3 protein-coding genes are annotated in these 3142 nt (G+C 32.7%); 2 read left to right on the top strand and 1 reads right to left on the bottom strand.

What is annotated here, in order from left to right; genetic code table 11:
• Positions 1–1314, bottom strand: a 1314-nt coding sequence (locus AB8B90_RS04190) for a hypothetical protein (RefSeq protein ID WP_405333955.1), incomplete at its 3' end; no start/stop codon positions are given.
• Between the two features lie 320 nt (positions 1315–1634).
• Between AB8B90_RS04190 and rfbA the strand changes: the two genes are divergently transcribed.
• Both rfbA and AB8B90_RS04180 read left to right on the top strand, forming a co-directional pair.
• Positions 1635–2504: a glucose-1-phosphate thymidylyltransferase RfbA gene (rfbA, locus tag AB8B90_RS04185; RefSeq protein ID WP_405333953.1), complete on the top strand. Its 870-nt coding sequence runs from the start codon at positions 1635–1637 to the stop codon at positions 2502–2504.
• A gap of 4 nt (positions 2505–2508) precedes the next feature.
• A partial coding sequence (locus AB8B90_RS04180) for an oligosaccharide flippase family protein (protein WP_405333951.1) occupies positions 2509–3142 on the top strand: 634 nt, incomplete at its 3' end.

The following is a 3142-nucleotide window of genomic DNA, read 5'->3' as shown; positions in this document are numbered from 1 at the left end:
GTATCCGTAGATAGCCGCTGTTGGAGGATCAAATAACTGAATGTTTACAAGACCACTACCAGCATCACCTAAAAGGAATTGCTGAACATTTAAGTAAGAAGGATAAGGGTTACCCACTAAGTTCCATTCTTCGTTATTAGTCCCTTGATTAACGATATTGTTAGTTACTGTACCATTTTCAGCAGTACCAGTAAAAGTAACAGTACTGTTATCAGAAGTAGCAGCTCTATAACCAACACCAGCATCAAGCGTGAATGTATCAGTTCCAGCCCAAGTTACAAACTGACCAGTATTCTTTTCAAACGGACCAAATAAGTATAAAGTTCCATTGTTAAGAATGTTAGGGTTAGCAGTAGCAAGAGCATTAAATGGTTGACCAGTTAAAGGAGCCGATACTAAATCGTTACTTCCAGTAGTTCCAGAACCATTAATATTCACATGACGTTCATAAGTCATAGCACCAACAACAGTTCCATCTTGAATTAAACTTGAATAACTTGTGGAGTTTGATTCTAGTGTTACACCATTATTTACAGTAAGCATTGTGCCAGCATTGACTGAAGCACTCGCTCCGGGATTTACTATTAGTGTATTCACAGTTAAATCGGAGTCAAAAATTGCATCACCTGATTCTATTAATATATCATCTAAAGATGTAGCGATACCATTTGGATCGCTAGGTGACCAAGATCCATTATAGGTATATGTAACTGAAGGTCCAACCATTCTTAGAAAGAAACGACCAGTTCCAGCTAATGTTGATGTAGGTGTAACGATATAATCAGAGTTATTTAATAATGTAGATGTATTTGCTACTGTATCATCAAGATAAACTTCAATTGATTCAGGTAGTGTTGTTTCAGAAACACTAAATGTTAAAGCTATACCTTGACTAGCATTTAAGCCTAAAGGAAAAGTAACATTTGTAACATCTGAGGTGTTTACAGCTTGCAATGAAATGTCTAAACCAGTATTTTCTTCTACTAGATTAGAATAGAGAACAAAACTAGGAGTTACACCAAATATTCCAGCGTCATAACCAAAATCAAAACCCAGACTAGCATTGTCATTAAAGTAAAAAGCTGTTGTGTATGAATTACTATTTGTACTAGCCCTAAGCTTTAAAAACACTAATTCAGAGTTAAGGCTAACTACTAAGTCTTCATTTGTATTTAAATTTTCAATTGTAGGGGCTAGCTCAGAACTATTATTCCCAGTATCATCAAAATCAAAGGTTGCATGCCCTGGATTTATTTGAGAAAAACTAAAACCAGTTATTAGTAAAGCAAATAAAAGTATGTGTGTCTTTTTCATAATAGTACTTTTGTTTAATAAGACTTTGATTTCAAGATGATTCAGAGTCTCGAAGCATGCAAATATAACGTAAAGTTAGTAATGTTGAATCTTTAGCTTAAAAAGTTAGCATTGTATTTATGACCTTATAATGGTTATAAGGTCACTCTCATTTTTTTAATCTTTAGGTGTAACTTTAATTAAAGAATAAGTTTTAAACTTCAATAAGAATAAAAATATAAGTTTCATTCAATTTCATCTAAATGCATAATCTGTTTAATTAGTCTTTTATTTATTTTAGATTTGTAGAGTGTTAAAAACAAATTCTAATACATAAAAATATGAAGGGAATTATTCTGGCAGGAGGATCAGGAACACGCCTACATCCTTTGACCATTGCAGTAAGTAAGCAGTTATTACCAATTTATGATAAACCCATGATTTATTACCCTTTATCGGTTTTAATGTTGGCTGGAATTAAAGAGGTTTTAATTATATCTACACCGCATGACCTTCCAAATTTTAAAAGGTTATTGGGGAATGGTAATCAATTTGGAATTGAATTAAGTTATAAAGAACAGCCAAGTCCTGATGGTTTAGCGCAAGCTTTTATTATAGGCGAAGAATTCATAGGTAATGATGATGTGTGCATGGTATTAGGAGATAATATATTTCATGGTGCAGGATTACAAAACATATTAAAAGATGCTATTGGTACAGTAAGTAATGAGCAAAAAGCTGTAATTTTTGGAAATTATGTAAAAGACCCAGAGCGCTATGGTGTTGCAGAGTTTGATTTAGAAAATAATGTCTTAAGCATAGAAGAAAAACCTAAAAACCCAAAATCTAATTTTGCTGTTGTTGGACTCTATTTTTACCCTAATTCTGTAATTGAAATCGCAAAAAATGTAGAGCCATCACATCGAGGAGAGTTAGAAATTACTTCTGTAAATCAAGCGTATCTTGAAGAAGAAAACTTAAAACTTCAACTATTAAGCAGAGGTTTTGCATGGTTAGATACAGGCACTCATGAGGCACTTACTGAAGCTACTGAATTTGTGAAAGCTGTTGAAAAACGAACAGGTCTTAAAATTGCATGTTTAGAGGAAATTGCACTGAATTATAAATGGATTACAAAGGAAGGATTAGCTAATAAAGTTGAAAATTTAAAAGGTGATTATTATGATTATTTAAAAGCAATCATATCTTAGTAGGATGTCTTTAAAACAGAAAACTATTAATGGTTTAGTTTGGAGCTTTGTTGAAAGTTTTTCGAAACAAGGAATAAATTTTATTATTGGAATTATCCTTGCAAGATTACTTCTGCCTGAAGAGTTTGGGCTTATTGGTATGATTGCCGTATTCATTGCGATTTCTACGTCTCTAATTAATTCAGGTTTTACCCAAGCGCTGATTAGGAAGAAAGATTGTACAAATACAGATTACTCAACCGTTTTCTTCTTTAATTTGGTGATCGGTGTTTTACTAGCAATGAGTTTGTTTTTTGCGGCACCATACATAGCACTTTTTTTTGATGAACCGCAGTTAGATTCCATTGTTAAGGTTTTTTCAGTGGTATTGATATTTGACGCGTTATCAATAATACAACGTACTCAACTCATAAAGCGGATTGATTTTAAACTTCAAACTAAGATTACTTTAATAGCTGATGTCGCTAGTGGAATAGTGGCTATAATTATGGCATATTATGGTTTTGGCGTCTGGAGTTTAGTGGTTAAACAATTAATAGGACGTGGACTTCATTCAATATTGTTATGGTTTTGTAATAAATGGATTCCTAATTTTATATTTAGTAAATCTTCTTTTAAGGAGTTGTTCGGTTTTGGGT

It is taken from the genome of Psychroserpens sp. (genome assembly GCF_045105015.1).
Classification (GTDB): Bacteria; Bacteroidota; Bacteroidia; order Flavobacteriales; family Flavobacteriaceae; genus Psychroserpens.
This window is presented reverse-complemented; position numbering and strand designations above follow the sequence as displayed.

Excerpts from the sequence above, each read along its gene's own strand:
- rfbA (WP_405333953.1), top strand. The coding sequence starts at position 1,635 with ATGAAGGGAATTATTCTGGCAGGAGGATCAGGAACACGCCTACATCCT.